This is a genomic window from Asanoa ishikariensis (genome assembly GCF_900107455.1).
Lineage (GTDB): Bacteria > Actinomycetota > Actinomycetes > Mycobacteriales > Micromonosporaceae > Asanoa > Asanoa ishikariensis.
Window position 1 is genome coordinate 554785 of record NZ_FNQB01000002.1, and the last position, 15360, is coordinate 570144.

Genomic DNA, 15360 nt, shown 5'->3' on the forward strand with positions numbered 1-15360 from the left:
AGCGCTACGGCGTCAGCACGATCCGTCCGAACACTTCGCCCGCAGCCATTTTCTGGTGCGCCCGCACCGCCTGTTCCAGGGGCAGCACGTCGTGCACCACGGGTTGGAGCTCGCCCCGAGCGGCGGCGGCGAACTGCTCCATCCGCACGGCCCGCCGGGCCGGCTGCGCGATCGTCGCGGCGCTGAACGTGGCGAAGGACAGCGACCGCTGGAAAGCGCTCATCAGCTTCGTGCCGAAGTCGGCCGGCGGTTGGCCACCGACCGCCCCGACCACGACGAGCCGGCCGTTTGGGTTGAGCCGGTCGATGAACAAGGGCAGGTTCTCCCCAGCCACGACGTCGACGATGACGTCGTAACCCGCCGGCCCTCCCGCTCCCGAGCGATCCAGCACGTGGGTCGCACCGAGGTCACGGAGCCGACGGCCGCGCGTGGCTGAGGAGGTGGTGACCGCGACGGCGCGCGCTCCACCACGAGCCGCGAGCTGGACGGTCATGATCCCGATGCTGCCGGCCGCACCGCGCACGAGCACGGCCTCGCCCGGCGAGAAGTGCGCGTGGGCGAGGCCGAAATGGGCCACGACCCCGGCGCTTCCGAGCGTGACGGCGTCGACGGCGGACAGGTCCGCCGGCAGGGGCACGACCTCGTCGGCCGGCGCGATCGCCTGCTCCACGTAGCCGCCGCCGGTGCCGGTGAACGCCCACACCCGCTGCCCGACCAGTGCGGGGTCGACGCCGTCGCCTACCGCGGTCACCGTGCCTGCCACTTCGCCGCCGGGAACGTGACCTTCGCGGAAGCCGTACGCGGCGAGCGCTCCGCTTCGGATCATGACGTCGACGCCGCCGATGCCGATCGCCTCGGTGGCGACGAGAACCTGCCCCGGGGCGGGGACCGGGTCCGGGACATCGATCGTGACCAGCCCTGACGGGCCGCCGAATTCCTTGATCGCGACTGCCTTCATCGTGCCGACGCTAACGGACGCCGGCGTCCGTTTAGCTAAAGTGAGAGAGTGGCCAGTTCTTTGACTCAGACCCCGCGTTCGGACGCCCGCGACAACCGTGAGCGCATCCTCGTGGCCGCTCGGGCCGTGTTCGCCGCGAAGGGCCTGGACGTGCCGATGCGCGAGGTCGCCCGGCGCGCCGGAGTCGGCCCCGCCACCCTCTACCGCCACTTCCCGACCAAGCAGGCGCTGGCCACCGAGGCCTTCACCGAGCAGATGCAGGCCTGCCTGAACATCGTCGAGGAAGGCGCCGCGAACCCGGATCCGTGGCGGGGACTGCGTTTCGTCATCGAGGAGCTCTGCGAGCTGCACGCCCGATGCCGAGGCTTCGCCGCCGCGTTCGCCGCGGCCTTCCCGGGCGCCCTGGACCTCGCCGCCCGGCGTGCACAAGCGCTCACCTCGCTCGCCGAGCTCGCCCGCCGCGCCAAGGCGACCGGCCAGCTCTCGCCGGACTTCACCCTCGACGATCTCGTCCTCGTGCTGAGGGCCAACGGTGGCCTGGACGCTATGTCGATCAATGCGCGAGTCGCCGCCTCCCGACGGTTCGCCGCTCTGGCGATTCGCGCGTTCCAGGCCTGAGGCCAAACGAAAACGCCCCCGGGGCTACCAGGGGCGTTTTCGCGGATCGGGCTATTTCAGGATCGCTCGCAGGGCTGCCACCGCTACGTCGATGTCGTCCTTGTCGATGATCAGCGGCGGGGCCAGGCGCAGGGTCGAGCCGTGGGTGTCCTTGGCCAGTATTCCGCGCTCGGCCAGCCGCTCGCAGGCCTCGCGGCCGGTCATCAGCTCCGGGTCGACGTCGATGCCGGCCCACAGGCCGCGACCCCGGACGGCCAGCAGGCCGTTGCCGATCAGGGTCCGCAGCTCGGCGAGCAGGTAGGCGCCGTTCTCCTTCGCCCTGGCCTGGTAGGTGCCGCTCTCCAGGAGCTTCACCACCTCGATCGCGACCGCGCAGGCCAGCGGGTTGCCGCCGAACGTCGAGCCGTGCTGGCCCGGCTTGATCACGCCGAGCACGTCGCTGTTCGCGGCGATCGCGGACACCGGGACGATGCCGCCGCCAAGGGCCTTGCCCAGGATGTAGACGTCAGGCACGACCGACTCGTGGTCGCAGGCGAAGGTGTCGCCGGTGCGGCCGAGGCCGGACTGGATCTCGTCGGCGACGAACAGCACGTTCTGGTCGGTGCACAGCGCGCGCACGCCGGGCAGGTAGCCGTCCGGCGGCACCACGACACCCTGCTCGCCCTGGATGGGCTCGATCAGCACCGCGACGGTGGTCTCGTCGATCGCTTCCGCCATCGCGGCCAGGTCGCCGTAGGGGACGATCCGGAAGCCCGGCGTGTACGGACCAAAGTCGTCGTGCGCGTCCGGGTCATCGGAGAACGAGATGATCGTCGTCGTGCGCCCGTGGAAGTTGCCGGCCGCGACCACGATCGTGGCCTGGTCCGCCGGCACGCCCTTGACGCGGTAGCCCCACTTGCGCGAGATCTTGATGGCGGTCTCGACCGCCTCGGCGCCGGTGTTCATCGGCAGGACCTGGTCCTTGCCGCACAGGGCGGCCAGGCGCGAGCAGAACTCGGCGAACTGGTCGTGCACGAACGCCCGGCTGGTCAGCGTCACCCGGTCGAGCTGGGCGTGCGCCGCCGCGGTCAGCACCGGGTTGCGGTGCCCGAAGTTGAGGGCCGAGTAGCCGGCCAGGAAGTCCAGGTAGCGCCGGCCGTCGATGTCGGTCACCCAGGAGCCCTCGGCCGTCGCGATCACGACCGGCAGCGGGTGGTAGTTGTGTGCCGTGTGGCGCTCCGCGTCGCGGATGGCCGCGGGCGTCCGCAGCACGTCGTCGAGAATCATGAGGTTCCTCCGCCCGGACGCAGTTCGAGCGTGCAGCACTTGGCGCCGCCGCCCGCTTTGCGTAGTTCAGACATGTCTACACCGATTGTGCGGTATCCCCGCTCGCGCAGCGCGGCTGCCAGCTCGACCGCCTGGGAGGCCAGCACCACGGTCGTCCCGTCGCTGACCGCGTTGAGGCCGAGCACCTCGGCGTCGGCGACCGAGGCGATGACCGCGTCCGGGAACAGCAGGCGGAGCACCGCCTGCGACCCGGGCGAGAACGCCTCGGGCAGGTAGGCGATCTTCGCGGGCCCGGTCCCGTCGGAACCCGACAGCACGCACAGCGCCGTGTCGAGGTGGTAGAAGCGTGGGTCGACGAGCTGCAGCGTGATCACGGGGCGGCCGAGGACCTCCTGGGCCCGGGCATGTGCCGCGTGGGTGGTGCGGAACCCGGTGCCGGCGAGCACGACGTCGCCGGCCAGCATCAGGTCGCCTTCGCCCTCGTTGACGAACTTCGCCTCGTGTACGGCGTAGCCGGCGCGCTCGAACCACGACCGGTAGGCCGGACCCTCGTCGGCGCGCTCCGGGTCGCGGAACTGGACGGCGAGGACGGTGCCGTCGACAACGGTCGCGCCGTTCGCGGCGAACACCATGTCGGGCAGACCGGGCAACGGGTCGATTTCCTCGACCGTGTGGCCGAGCTCCAGGAAGGTCTCCCGGAGCCGTGTCCACTGCTCGATCGCGAGCGCCGTGTCATAGGGCGCGGTGGGGTCCATCCATGGGTTGATCTTGTAGCTCACGGCGAAGTACGTCGGCCGGCACATGAGGTACCGCCGTCCGCCGACCGAGTCCATCGTCATGCCGGCAACGCTATGTGCGCAGGTCACACGCGGGCCATGGGAAACGATTGCGTCCTGCGGAAGATCGTTGCGTCATTCCGGGGCGCCACCCGTGATTCGTTGCGCGGCGCTAAGAGGCCCTAGAGAGCGTTTTGGGGGGCAGCGTCTGAACGCTGCCCCCCAAGCAACCACGGGGTCGGTGAACCACGTCACCCAGGTCGTGCCGGAGCGGTTGTCCGTGCCGCTCCAGGATGACTAGTTCCCGCTAGATCCGGTCGACAAACTGTGAGTCGAGCCACCCGCGTAGGCGCTCGACCCAGTCGGCGTCCGTGGTCGGCCAGGCGAAGGCGCCGGTGAAGGCCAGGATGCCGATCACCACGGCCGCGCCACCGATCAGCAGGCCGAGCATCGCGTCGAGCTTGCCGGCCACGTGCCGCTTGCGGGTCGCGGCGAACGCGGACACCGCCATCAGGAAGCCGATCGCACCGACGGCGATGCCCCAACCGGCCAGGGCGCCGCTGAGCACGAGGAACGCGCCGCTGATCGCGAAGACCAGGCTGAGCGTGGCGAGCACGCTGGTGCGCGGCTTCGGGCCGGCCGGCACCTCGGCGGTCGGCTCGGGGCGGGTCTCGGTGACCGGCTCGGTCGGGCGGGTGTCGTCATGCAGGTCGGTGCCGGCGAGCCGGCGCTCCGCGGCGGTGGGTGCGTTGGGCCCAGCCGGTGACGTCGGCACGACGGCGGGCGTTGGCGGGGCAGGGGGAGTGGCGCGGCCGGTCGCGGGGTCGCTCACCCGACCGCGGTCGCGGTCCGACCACCGGCCCCAGAGCGTCGGGCGCTCGGCCCGGTCAGTGCGCCCGGCGCGGTCCACGCGCTCGGCCCGCTCGGCCCGGTCCACACGCTCGGCGCCTACAGTGCTGTCGGTGGTCCGGTCCCGGACCACGGTCTCATCGGTCGCGGCGCGGTTCTCATCCACGACGGCGTTCTCCTCGCGCCGCGTGAACGACGGAATCTTGACCACTGGACACCTCCATCAAGGGTTACCCGGCAGGGATTACCCACAGTGGCCGATATCCATGCCTACCGATCGGGGATGCCGAGCGCCTCGACCGCCTTGCGGGCCGCGATCAGCACCGGGTCCCAGACGGGGGCGTACGGCGGGGCGTATCCGAGGTCGAGCCCGACCATGTCCTCGACGGTCATCTTGTTCCACAGTGCCACCGCCAGCGGGTCGATCCGCTTCGCCGCCTCGGAGCGCCCGACGATCTGGGCGCCGAGCAGCCGGCCGGTGCCCCGCTCCGCGAGCAGCTTGATCGTCATCGGGTCGGCGCCGGGGAAGTAGCCGGCGCGGTTGGTGGACTCGACGGACGCGGTGACGAACGAGAAGCCGGCGGCCTCGGCCTCCTTGGAGAGCAGCCCGGTGCGGGCGACCTCGAGGTCGCAGACCCGGGTCACCGCGGTGCCGATCACGCCGGGGAAGGTCGCGTACCCGCCGCCGATGTTGATGCCCGCGACCCGGCCCTGCTTGTTGGCGTGCGTGCCGAGCGGGATGTGCACCGGCCGGCCGGTGACCCGGTGCACCGACTCGACGCAGTCGCCGACCGCCCAGACGCCGGGCGCGTCGATGACCCGCATCCGCAGGTCGACCCGGACGCCGCCGGTCGGGCCCAGCGACAGGCCGGCCGTGCGGGCGAGGGTGGTGTTGGGTTTGATGCCCAGGCCCAGCACGACGATGTCGGCCGGGATCGAGCCCTCGTCGGTGTGCACCGCGGACACGACGCCGCCGCGGTGGTCGAGCCCGGTGACCGCGCGGCCGGAGAGCACCTCGATGCCGAGCGAGCGGAGCTTGTCGGCGACCAGCGCGCCCATGTCCGGGTCCACCGTCGACATCGGCTGTTCCCCGCGCTCCACCAGCGTCACCGCGAGCCCACGATTGATCATCGCCTCGGCCATCTCGACGCCGATGTAGCCGCCGCCGACCACCACGGCGTGCTTCGGCTTGGGGTCGCGGAGCAGCCAGGCGTGCAGCGCGTCGCCGTCGTCGAGGGTCTGCACGCCGAACACGCCGGCGATGCCCTCCTCGGCCCACTGCGGGTGCACGGGCACGGCGCCGGTGGCGTACACGAGCTGGTCGAACGGCTGGCGCACCTCGCGCCGGCCCTCGTCGAGGGCCACGGCGACCACCTCGCGCCGCTCGAGGTCGATGTCGACCACCTCGTGGCGGGTGCGCACGTCGATGTCGTAGTCGCTGTGGAACACGCCGGGCGTACGGGCGATCAGCTCGTCGCGCTCCTCGACCAGGCCGCCGACCCAGTACGGGATGCCGCAGGCCGAGTAGGACGTGAACCGGCCGCGCTCGAAGGCCACGATGGACAGGTCGTCGGCGGAACGGCGGCGCCGGGCCTGGGACGCGGCGGACATGCCGGCCGCGTCGCCGCCGATCACGACGAGACGCTCAACCACGGGTCTGTACCGCGAGGTAGTCGATCACTTGACTCATCTCCCCGGTGCGGTTGAAGACCGAGCGCTGCCGGGCGGCGCCGGTGCCGTGCGTGTGCAGGCGGCCCAGCAGGTAGCTCACCGTCTCCAGGTCGCCGTGCCGTTCCAGGTGCGGGCCGATCCGTTCGAAGAGCCGGCGGACGAGCTGCCACGCCGGGTGGGTGCCGCCGTCGAACAGGTCGCAGGCGAGCCCTTCGAGCCCGTCGTGCGCGGCCCGCCAGTGCGCCGCGACCAGCATGTGGTGGTCGATCGGCAGGGCCGGGCGGCCCGCCTCGATGTCCTCGAGGGCCGCCGAGACCAGGCCGCGGATCAACGCGGCGATCAGGACCGCGTCGTCAATGGTCAGGCAGACGTCGCCGATCCGGATCTCGACGGTGGGCAGGTGCGAGGAGAGCCGGGCGTACCAGTAGAGCATTCCCGAATCGAGCAGCATGCCGGAGTCGATCAGCTCGTCGACCAGGGTGAGGTAGTGGGCGTGCGACTCCAGCCACGGCGTCGGACCGACCGGGGGCCAGCGGTTCCAGAGCACCGAGCGCCAACTCGCGTAGCCGGTGTCTCGCCCGTTGTAGAACGGCGAGTTGGTGGTGGCCGCGTGCAGGACGGGCAGCCACGGGCGCAGGTGGTTGAGCACCTCGACGCCGATGTCCGGGCCCGGGATGCCGACGTGCACGTGCATGCCGTTGTAGCCCGGGCCGGGGGAGACGTTGCCGTAGCGCTCGATCATCCGGTGGAACCGCGGGTTGTCGACGATCCGTGGGCTGTGGTCGTCGTCCGGCCCGGCCGGGCCGGTGCCGACGGCGAGCATCCGGTAGCCGGCCCGCTCGGCCGCCCCGGACAGCCCCGAACGGAGGATCCCGAGCGAGTGGGAGAGCGCCTCGAGTTGCAGGCCGGGCGGGCTGCCGATCTCGATCTGGCTGGTCTGGAACTCGTGCTGGACCTGCCCGCGCAGTTCGGGCGGGACCTCGGCGAGCACCGCCTCGACCGCCTCGGCGGCCGCGCCGGTCGCCGGGTCGACCAGGAGGAACTCCTCCTCGACTCCGACGGTCAACAACGCGCTGTCGACCTCCCGCTCGCCCGCCGAGCCGGCGGCGTCCCGCACCACGTGTGACATGCAACCATCGTTACCCAGCCTTCCGGTTCGTGAAGCCTTACCGCGGCGATCATGAGGACGGCTCGTCGGGCGTCCGCACGTCCGTGTCTTCGGCGGTCCGCACGTCCGCACCCTCGGCAGCCGGCGCGTCCGGGCTTCCGGCGATCGTGTTCTGCAACCAGTCCTTGCCGGCGATCATCGGCGCGCGCAGGCGGCGCTCCCGCTGCACCGCGCGGGCCATCTTGCGCTGGGCGCGGGGCTTGTCGCGCTGATAGCGCCAGCGGGCCCAGGGTGAGTGCGGCCGGGCCAGCCGGATCGCGCCCACCAGGATCAGGATCGGCAGGAACAGCCCGATCAGGCCGGTCCAGATCTTGCCCTTCATCAGGGTGATGCCGGCGAGCGAGAAGTTGAGCACCAGGGCGATCGTGCCGACGAGCCACGCGGTGAGTGTCGACTCGCCGGCGCCGCGGGCCTCGGTGATGTTGTCGACGCCGATCGGTCGCAGGCCGACCAGCAGCAGTCCGGTGAAGGCGACCGCGATGAAGACCGCGTCGATCGAGGTGCGCCCCTTCTCCGACCAGTAGACGTCGTCGAGGTGCAGGATCAGCGAGAACTCGTCGAGCACCAGCGCCGAGCCCAGGCCGAATATGCCGGCGAAGACCGCGTTGGCGGCGGTGTTGTCGGTGTTGAGGGCGAAGCCGGTGACGCCCGCGATGAGCATGAAGATCACGCCGAACACCACGTGGTGGATGTGCGTCCCGCCCGGGCTGACATTGCCCGGCCACCACTTCACGTTCGCCCGGATCATCCGGACCGAGAACCGGATGAACGCGAACGTGACGATGAAGCCCACGAAGAAGCAGAACAGCGGCAGGCGTCCGGTATCGACGATCGTGCGAGAGAACCAGCCACCCATCGGCGTACCCACCCCCTGCCGTCTTTTAAGTCCGTTTTATGAGAATCATTCTAGGTAGCTGCCTATGGTCGAAGTTGGGATCCGCCGCTATCCCGCGGCTCGGTCGAGAACACGGGAGGGGCGCCGTGACCACGACAGTCGACGAGGTCTCCGAGACCGCCGCGGCGATGCCGATAGCCCGCCCAAGGGCGCTGCGCTGGGGCCGCTACGTGCCGCGCATCTTCGGCCTGGTCATGTGGTTCGTCGCGATCATCTCCGGCATCGCGGCGATCGGCCACATCTTCAACACCGGCGTGCAGCCCGTGCGCGAGACCATCGACGCGCTGATCATCCCGGCGCCGGCCAACATCGCGTACGCCGTCTTCCTGGCCGTGCTGGCCACCGCGACGCTGCGCCGCAAACGGGTCGCCTGGTGGATCCTGACCGTCTACTTCAGTCTGAGCGTGCTGGTCACCGCGGTCCTCGCCATCGTGCTGTCCACCGTCTCGGACGCCGAGCTCCTCGACGACTCCGGCAACCGGCTCTTCGACTCCACCGGCGAGCTGGCCCTGCTCTGGGGCGGTCTGGCGCTCGCGATCATCGCGCTGACCGCGTTGATCATGTTTCGCGGCGAGTTCTACGCCCACGTGGCCAAGGGCAGCGTCCGCCGCGCGCTCGCGGTGTTCATCGGCACGCTGATCGTCGGGGTCGGGCTGGGGCTCAGCCTGGTCACCGCGTTCCCCGGCAGCTTGCAGGGCACCGGCAACCAGCTCGCGTACGCGACGGAGCGGGTGCTCGGGGGTGGTTTCAGCTTCGACATCACCCGGGTCGGCCAGGCGCCGGGCTGGGTCAGCTTCGTGCTCGGCCTGTTCGGCGCCGCCGCGGTGTTCGCCGCGCTGGCCACCCTGCTGCGCTCGCAGCGCCGCAACGCCGAGCTCCACGCCGGCGACGAGCGGCAGATCCGCACCCTGCTGGCCAAGTACGGCGACCGCGACTCGCTCGGCTACTTCGCCACCCGGCGCGACAAGTCGGCGATCTTCTCGCCGACCGGCAAGTCGGCGGTCACCTACCGGGTGGTCAACGGCGTGAGCCTGGCCAGCGGCGACCCGGTCGGCGACCCGGAGGCGTGGGGTCCCGCGATCGACGCCTGGTTGGCGCAGGCCCGCTACTACGCCTGGACGCCGGCGGTGATGGGAGCCAGCGAGGAGGGCGCGATCGCGTACGCCCGGACCGGTCTGAAGGTGATCCACCTCGGCGACGAGGCGATCCTGCTGACCCGGGAGTTCACGCTGGACGGCCGCGAGATGCGCCCGGTGCGCCAGGCCGTGAACCGGGTCGAGCGGGCCGGTTACACCTCGACCGTGCGCCGGCACTCCGACATCCCCGACGAGGAGATGAAGGAGCTGACCCGGCTGTCCACCGTGTGGCGCGACACCGAGAGCGAGCGCGGTTTCTCGATGGCCCTGGGCCGGCTCGGCGATCCGTCGGACGGGCGCTGCGTGCTGGTCGAGGCGATCGACAAGAACAACCAGGTCAAGGCCCTGATCTCGTTCAGCCCATGGGGTACGCACGGCGTCTCGCTGGACCTGATGCGCCGGGCGCCCGACGCCGAGAACGGCGCCATGGAGTTCATGGTGTCCGAGCTGATGGAGAACGCGCCCCGGCTGGGCGTGGACCGGGTGTCGCTCAACTTCGCCGTGTTCCGCGCGGTCTTCGAGGAAGGCGCCCGCATCGGTGCCGGCCCGATCCTGCGGCTCTGGCGAAAGCTGCTGCTGTTCTTCTCCCGCTGGTGGCAGCTCGAGTCGCTGTACCGGTCGAACGCCAAATACCACCCGGTCTGGGCGCCGCGCTTCCTGTGCTTCGGCGAGCGCCGGGAACTGGTCCGGGTCGGCCTCTCGTCGGCGATCGCCGAGGGCTTCCTCGCGCTCCCGGGCACCACCGGCGAACAGCTCGACGTGCTCCCGCCGGACGCGGACGAGCGGGCCCGGGTGGCCGAGGAGATCGACGCCGCCGAGGCACCGCCACCGCCCGGCGCGATCGACCACAAGGCGCCCGAGCAGATGCGGGTCCGGCTGGCCAAGCGGCAGCGGCTGATCGACTCCGGCATCGACCCGTACCCGGTGAACTACCCGCGCACCGACACCTGTGCCGAGGTCGCCGCCGCCCACCGCGACCTGGCCAAGGACCGGCGCAGCGGCGACCAGGTCGGCGTCGCCGGCCGGGTGATGCTGATGCGCGACCACGGCGGCATCCTGTTCGCGACCATCCGCGACTGGAGTGGCGACCTGCAGGTCATGCTCAGCGGCGCGACCGCCGTCGATAGCTGGGACAACGCCATCGACATCGGTGACCACGTCGGCGTGCACGGCGAGGTGATCACCACCCGCACCGGCGAGCTGACCGTCGAGGCGACCTCCTGGCAGCTCAACGCCAAGTGCCTGCGGCCGTTGCCGGACAAGCACCGCGGCCTGGCCGACCCGGAGGCCCGGGTCCGGCAGCGCTACCTCGACCTGGTGACCAACAAGCGCTCGCGGGACATCCTGAAGGCGCGCGCCAACGCCATCTTCGCGCTGCGCGAGTCGCTGGTCGGGCGCCGCTACCTGGAGGTGGAGACGCCGATCCTCCAACGGATCCACGGCGGTGCCAACGCCAAGCCGTTCACCACTCACATCAACGCGTACGACCTCAAGCTCTATCTGCGGATCGCGCCGGAGCTGTATCTCAAGCGGCTGGCCGTCGGCGGGGTCGAGCGGGTCTTCGAGCTCGGCCGGACGTTCCGCAACGAGGGCGCCGACTACAGCCACAACCCGGAGTTCACGGTGCTCGAGGCGTACCAGGCGTACGCGGACTACGACACCATGCTGCGGCTGACCCGGGAGCTGATCCAGGAGGCGGCGATCGCGGCGTACGGGCAGGCCGTGGCCCGCCGGCCCGGCACCGACGAGGAGGTCGACATCTCCGGCGACTGGCCGGTGCGGACCGTCAACGAGGCCGTGTCGACCGCGCTGGGCGAGGTGGTCGACGCCGACACCGACTTGGCGACGCTGCGCCGGTACTGCGACAAGGCGGAGATCCCGTTCGACCCGAAGTGGCACCGTGGCGCCGTGCTGCTGGAGCTCTACGAGCACCTGGTCGAGGGCAAGACCGACCTGCCGACGTTCTACAAGGACTTCCCGACGGAGGTGTCGCCGCTGACCCGGCAGCACCGGCACGACGCGCGGCTGGCCGAGCGGTGGGACCTGGTCGGGTTCGGCTTCGAGCTGGGCACCGCGTACTCGGAGCTGATCGACCCCGTCGAGCAGCGGCGCCGGCTGACCGAGCAGTCGCTGCTGGCCGCCGGTGGCGACCCGGAGGCGATGGAGCTCGACGAGGACTTCCTGCAGGCGCTCGAGTACGCCATGCCGCCGACCGGCGGCCTCGGCATCGGGGTCGACCGCGTGATCATGCTGCTGACCGGCCGCTCGATCCGCGAGACGCTGCCGTTCCCACTTGTCCGCGCGGCGTCGTGAGCCCGGCCCGCTGGCCGGCGGTCGCGTTCGGCGCCGCGTCGGCGCTCTACAGCTCGTGGCTGCTCGGACCGTGGCTGAACCCGCGGCTCGGGCTGACCACCGGTCTGGCCAGCGACCTGGCGGCGGCCGACCAGCCGTGGCACGAGCTCTTTCGCTACTGCGACGTGGCGGCGGGCTCGCTGTCCCTGCTCGGCTCGGCCCGCATGCTGATTGGCGGCCGCGGCATCCTTCTTTGGCCCCGGCTGAGCCGGGCGGAGCGGGCGGCCTGGCTGTTCGTCGCGGTGTTCGCGATCTCGACCATCTTCGACGGCTACCTGACCGCGTTGCCCTGCGCGCCGTCGATCGACGCGGGGTGCCCGAGCAACCTCGACGGCGGGCTTTCCGCGGCGTTCGACCCGCACACGCTGACCTCCGCGTTCGCGGTGATCGGCGGGGTCGGCTCGATCGTCTCGTTCTGGCTCGCGTCCCGGCCCGGCAGCGCCGACCGCACCTGGTCGGGCGGGCTCGCCGTCGGCAGTGTGGTGGTGAACCTGGGTCTGCTGGTCGAACTGGCTCGCGACGGTGGGCACGAGGGGATCTGGCAGCGGATCGAGCTGCTCAACCTGGCGGCGTGGTTGATCTACGCCGCGGTGCGCAGCCAGCAATCGCCGCGAACGCGTTCCGAGCCTCCGGACGATATGCGTAGAATATTCGGGTTCGGAGGTGCGCGCGATGACTATTCACGCGACGACCGTCGAAGGCGGTCTGGCGACCCTGTCCGACGAGATGATCGCTGAGCTGCGGGAGCGGGTGTCGTGCCCCGTGCTGGCTCCCGAGGACCCTGGGTTCGGCGAGGTCCGTGCGGTGTTCAACGCCATGCATCCGGGAGACCCGTCGCTGGTGGTGAGCTGTTTCGGCACCGCCGACGTGGTCGACGCGGTCACCTTCGCCCGGGACAACGGCCTGGCCATGTCGGTGCGCGGTGGCGGGCACTCGATCGCCGGACTGTCCGCATCGGACAGTTGCATGCTGATCGACCTGGCGCCGATGCACGCGGTGCAGGTCGACGCCGCCGCGCGATTGGCTCGTGTGCAGGGCGGGGCCGTGTGGGCCGACGTCGACCGCGAGACCCAGGCGTTCGGCCTGGCCACCCCCGGTGGGGTCGTGTCCGACACCGGCGTCGCCGGGCTCACCCTCGGCGGGGGCTACGGCTGGCTCCGCCGCAAGTACGGGCTAGCGGCTGATCATCTCTTGGCGGCCGAGGTGGTCGGCCCCGACGGTCAGGTCCGGATCGCGTCGGAGAACGAGAACACCGACCTGCTGTGGGCGCTGCGCGGCGGCGGTGGCAACTTCGGGGTGGTCACCTGGTTCACGTTCGCGCTCGAAGAGGTCGGCCCGACCGTCGCGTTCGGCGGCACCTTCTATCCGATCGAGGAGGCCGCGCAGGTCATCCGTGGCTGGCGTGACTACGTCGCGATCGCGCCCGACGAGGTCACCGCCACGTGCCTGACCATCACCATGCCGGCCGACCCGGAGTTGCCGGAAGCCGTGCACAACCGGGCGTGCGTGGTGATCGGCGCCGTCTACTCAGGAGGCGCCGATGCGGGCATGGACATCCTGCGGCCGTTGCGCGAGCTGGGCACGCCGCTGATGGACATGTCGCAGCCGATGCCGTTCACCGCCGTGCAGCAGGGTTTCGACGCGTTCTTCCCGCGCAACACGCTTCAGGCGTACTGGAAGTCGCGGTATCTCTCGTCGCTGAGTGACGAGGCGATCGACTTCGTGGCCGCGCGGGCGCTCGACCGGCCCAGCCCGTTCACGCTGGTCAACCTCTTCCACATGGGCGGGGCGATCGCCGCCGTGGCGCCGGACGCGACCGCGTTCGCCCAGCGCTCGTCGCCGTTCCTGCTCTCCATCGACGGCAACTGGACCGAACCGGCCGACAACGACGCCAACATCGCCTGGGTCCGGCGGACGTTCCAGGAGTCGGCCAACTACGGCGACGACGGGGTCTACCTCAACTTCACCGGGCGGTCCGAGGAGCCGCCGGACGTGGCGATGGACAGCGCGTTCGGGGCCAACCTGCGGCGGCTCGCCGAGATCAAGGCGAAGTACGACCCGACCAACATGTTCCGCTCGAACAACAACATCACCCCGGCGCCCAACTGAACTTCAGCATGTTTTCAGGTTGGTCGGGTAGTAATGCCGGATCCCCCGACGACCTGAGGAGCTACGGCACATGGCGCTGGCCGCGGAAGGCGACCCCCGCGATCTTGGTGGACTGACCGGGTGGGTGGCCGGGGTGATCGACTCCCTGGGCACCGTCGGTGTCGGCCTGCTGGTCGCGCTGGAGAACCTGGTGCCGCCGATCCCCAGCGAGATCGTGCTGACGCTCGGCGGGTTCCTGGCCAACCAGGGCCGGATGAACCTGGCCTGGGTGATCATCGCCGCGACGGTGGGTTCGGTGGTCGGCGCGTTGATCCTCTACTGGCTCGGCCGTGGCCTCGGCGAGGATCGGCTCAAGCGGTGGCTCGACCGCATCCCGCTCGTCGACACCGACGACCTGGACAAGGCCGACAAGTGGTTCGAGCGCCACGAGAACGTGGCGGTGCTGTTCGGCCGGTGCGTGCCGGTGGTACGCAGCCTGGTCTCCATTCCGGCGGGCGCCAACGAGATGCCGATCGGCCGGTTCGTCGCCTTCACCACCGTGGGCAGCGGGGTGTGGAACTCGCTCTTCGTCGGCGCCGGCTACGCGCTCGGCTCCAACTGGCAGCGGGTCGACCAGTACGCGCAGTACTTCGACTACGCGATCTACGCCCTGGTCGTGGTTATGGTCGTGCTCTGGGCGCGCAAGAAGATCCGCAAGCGCAACCGGGCCAAGGCCTTGCATTTCTGACCTAGCATCCTCGGCATGATCTTGAGTGACGCGGAAGTGGCGGTCGCGGCGGCCGAGGCGGGTGCCGCGGTGGTCCGGCGCTACTACGGCGGGCCGGTCGAGCACCACGCGAAGTCGCACCGGGACTTCGCCACCACCGCCGACCTCGAGGCCGAGCGGGCGATCCTCGCGGTGATCCGGGCGCACCGGCCCGACGACGGGTTCCTGGGCGAGGAGGGCGGGCACAGCGGCCCGGACGGCGACCGCCTCTGGCTGGTCGACCCCCTCTGCGGCACCCTCAACTTCGCCGTCACCACGCCGCTGGTCGCGGTCAACGTCGCGCTGCGCACGGCGGCCGCCGAGGTGACGGCGGCGGCGTCGGCGGACCCGCTGGCCGGCGAGCTGTTCTGGACCGACGGCACCGGCGCCTGGCTGCGCCGCAACGGTCTCGACAGCCCGCTGCGGCCATCGGGTGAGTCCCTGCTGGTCGACGTCAACCTCGACCCACCGTTTCCCAACAGCGCGCTGTTCCGGGCCACCACGCTGCTGGCCGACCCGGAGTTCATCGAGGGCTTCGGGCCGCGGGTGCTGTCGACGACGTTGGCGGTGGCCTGGGTGGCGGCCGGGCGGCGGGCCGCGTACGTGACCGACGGGCACTTCGCCGACAGCGTGCACTTCGCCGCGGGCCTGGCGATCTGCCGGGCGGCGGGCGCCGTGGTGACCGGGATACACGGGCAGCCGCTGCACACCGGGATCGGCGGACTGCTGATCGCCGCCGACGCCGCCACCCACGCCGAACTGCTGCGGCTGGTGCGGAAACAGGGTTAGCGAACGCCGCGCCGCCGCCACGCCCTGC

At 70.9% G+C, this 15360-nt stretch carries 13 protein-coding genes; 6 read left to right on the plus strand and 7 right to left on the minus strand.

Annotated elements, in window-relative coordinates:
• Positions 1 to 4: 4 nt before the first annotated feature.
• Complete coding sequence (locus BLV39_RS16895) at positions 5 to 958, minus strand: zinc-dependent alcohol dehydrogenase family protein (protein ID WP_090792990.1); 954 nt, start codon at positions 956 to 958, stop codon at positions 5 to 7.
• Positions 959 to 1006: 48 nt separating this feature from the next.
• Here BLV39_RS16895 and BLV39_RS16900 point away from each other — a divergent pair, with 48 nt between their 5' ends.
• Positions 1007 to 1576, plus strand: a complete 570-nt coding sequence (locus BLV39_RS16900; RefSeq protein WP_176984948.1) for a TetR/AcrR family transcriptional regulator — start codon at positions 1007 to 1009, stop codon at positions 1574 to 1576.
• Positions 1577 to 1627: 51 nt separating this feature from the next.
• On the opposite strand, the gene rocD is transcribed toward BLV39_RS16900, so the two are convergent.
• From rocD to BLV39_RS16930, 6 genes are all read right to left on the minus strand, one after another.
• Complete coding sequence (gene rocD, locus BLV39_RS16905) at positions 1628 to 2842, minus strand: ornithine--oxo-acid transaminase (RefSeq protein ID WP_090792996.1); 1215 nt, start codon at positions 2840 to 2842, stop codon at positions 1628 to 1630.
• Complete coding sequence (gene ddaH, locus BLV39_RS16910; RefSeq protein WP_090792998.1) at positions 2839 to 3681, minus strand: dimethylargininase; 843 nt, start codon at positions 3679 to 3681, stop codon at positions 2839 to 2841. Before ddaH ends, rocD begins: the two co-directional genes overlap by 4 nt.
• A gap of 244 nt (positions 3682 to 3925) precedes the next feature.
• Positions 3926 to 4678 carry an ABC transporter permease gene (locus BLV39_RS16915; RefSeq protein ID WP_090793001.1) on the minus strand — a complete coding sequence of 251 codons (753 nt, stop codon included), beginning with the start codon at positions 4676 to 4678 and terminating at the stop codon, positions 3926 to 3928.
• A 59-nt stretch (positions 4679 to 4737) separates the two neighbouring features.
• Positions 4738 to 6120 carry an FAD-dependent oxidoreductase gene (locus tag BLV39_RS16920; RefSeq protein ID WP_090793002.1) on the minus strand — a complete coding sequence of 461 codons (1383 nt, stop codon included), beginning with the start codon at positions 6118 to 6120 and terminating at the stop codon, positions 4738 to 4740.
• Positions 6113 to 7267, minus strand: a complete 1155-nt coding sequence (locus BLV39_RS16925) for a carboxylate-amine ligase (RefSeq protein WP_090793005.1) — start codon at positions 7265 to 7267, stop codon at positions 6113 to 6115. Before BLV39_RS16925 ends, BLV39_RS16920 begins: the two co-directional genes overlap by 8 nt.
• 49 nt (positions 7268 to 7316) lie before the next feature.
• Positions 7317 to 8162, minus strand: coding sequence for a hypothetical protein (locus BLV39_RS16930; RefSeq protein WP_176984949.1), 846 nt, complete (start codon positions 8160 to 8162; stop codon positions 7317 to 7319).
• A 125-nt stretch (positions 8163 to 8287) separates the two neighbouring features.
• Between BLV39_RS16930 and lysX the strand changes: the two genes are divergently transcribed.
• The 5 genes from lysX to BLV39_RS16955 all read left to right on the plus strand — a co-directional run bounded on the left by lysX (position 8288) and on the right by BLV39_RS16955 (position 15332).
• Positions 8288 to 11650, plus strand: a complete 3363-nt coding sequence (gene lysX, locus BLV39_RS16935) for a bifunctional lysylphosphatidylglycerol synthetase/lysine--tRNA ligase LysX (RefSeq protein ID WP_239083593.1) — start codon at positions 8288 to 8290, stop codon at positions 11648 to 11650.
• Positions 11647 to 12426, plus strand: a complete 780-nt coding sequence (locus BLV39_RS16940) for a DUF998 domain-containing protein (protein WP_090793008.1) — start codon at positions 11647 to 11649, stop codon at positions 12424 to 12426. Before lysX ends, BLV39_RS16940 begins: the two co-directional genes overlap by 4 nt.
• A complete protein-coding gene (locus BLV39_RS16945; protein ID WP_090797436.1) occupies positions 12362 to 13798 on the plus strand; it encodes an FAD-binding oxidoreductase in 1437 nt (478 codons plus the stop codon). Before BLV39_RS16940 ends, BLV39_RS16945 begins: the two co-directional genes overlap by 65 nt.
• Before the next feature lie 70 nt (positions 13799 to 13868).
• Positions 13869 to 14525 (plus strand): DedA family protein, encoded by a 657-nt coding sequence (locus BLV39_RS16950; RefSeq protein WP_090793011.1) that lies wholly within the window; start codon positions 13869 to 13871, stop codon positions 14523 to 14525.
• A 15-nt stretch (positions 14526 to 14540) separates the two neighbouring features.
• Entirely contained in the window at positions 14541 to 15332 is a 792-nt protein-coding gene (locus BLV39_RS16955) for an inositol monophosphatase family protein (RefSeq protein WP_090793012.1), read from the plus strand.
• The last annotated feature ends 28 nt before the right edge of the window (positions 15333 to 15360 follow it).